Genomic DNA, 1,058 nt, shown 5'->3' on the forward strand with positions numbered 1-1,058 from the left:
TGTGCTGTCCCGGGACGTTGGTGACACGCGTGCTGGGTGCTTGAACAGGTGAGGGCCTTCTGGGTTCGGTGTGGATTGCGACATCTACGCCCGACCGCAGGAGGCCCTCGTGTCCCACCGTAATGCCCCGCTGACGCCGACCGGCAGGCTGCGTCTGGCCCGGTGTGTCGTGGATGACGGCTGGCCGCTGCGTCGGGCCGCGGAACGCTTCCAGGTCAGCCACACCACCGCCGCACGCTGGGCCGGCCGCTACCGGCTGTCGGGCGCCGAGGGCATGCACGACCGTTCCAGCCGCCCTCACCACCAGCCACGCCGCACAGCGCCCGCGATCGAAGCGCACCTCGTCCATCTGCGCCGCGAACACCGGATCGGACCGGTCCGCCTGGCCGCCCGCTGCAACGTCGCCGCGTCCACCGCCCACCGCATCCTGGTCCGACACCAGCTGCCCGTCCTGGCCGCCTGCGACCGCGCCACCGGCGAACCAGTCCGCCGCTACGAACGCGCCCGGCCCGGCGAACTGGTCCACATCGACGTCAAGAAGCTCGGCCGTATCCCCGACGGCGGCGGGCACCGCACCCAGGGCCGTGCCGAAGGCCGACGCAACCGCACGGGAACCGGTTACGCCTACCTGCACACCGCGTTGGACGACCACTCCCGCCTGGCCTACACCGAAGACCTGCCCGACGAGACCGCCCCGACCTGCGCTGCGTTCCTCCAGCGGGCCACCGCCTGGTTCGCCACCCAGGGCATCACCGTCGAACGTGTCCTGACCGACAACGCCTGGGCCTACACCAAGAACACCTGGCGGGACACGTGCCGTGAGCTGGCCATCAGCCCTCGCTGGACACGGCCCTGGCGGCCGCAGACCAACGGCAAGGTCGAACGCTTCCACCGCACCCTGCTCGACGAATGGGCCTACCACCGGCCCTACGCCTCAGACACCGAGCGCCAGGCAGCCTTTCCCGGCTGGCTGGACTGGTACAACTACCACCGACCCCACACCGGAATCGGCGGCCAAACACCAGCCAGCCGCGTCACCAACCTGTCCGATCAGCACA

1 protein-coding gene is annotated in these 1,058 nt (G+C 70.4%); it reads left to right on the forward strand.

Going from position 1 to position 1,058, the window contains the following annotated elements; all coding sequences use genetic code 11:
• Positions 1 to 109 precede the first annotated feature (109 nt).
• Positions 110 to 1,058, forward strand: a 949-nt coding sequence (locus KUM03_RS17190) for an IS481 family transposase (protein WP_217249588.1), incomplete at its 3' end; no start/stop codon positions are given.

The organism is Streptomyces sp. AC602_WCS936, from assembly GCF_019049125.1.
Classification (GTDB): Bacteria; Actinomycetota; Actinomycetes; order Streptomycetales; family Streptomycetaceae; genus Streptomyces.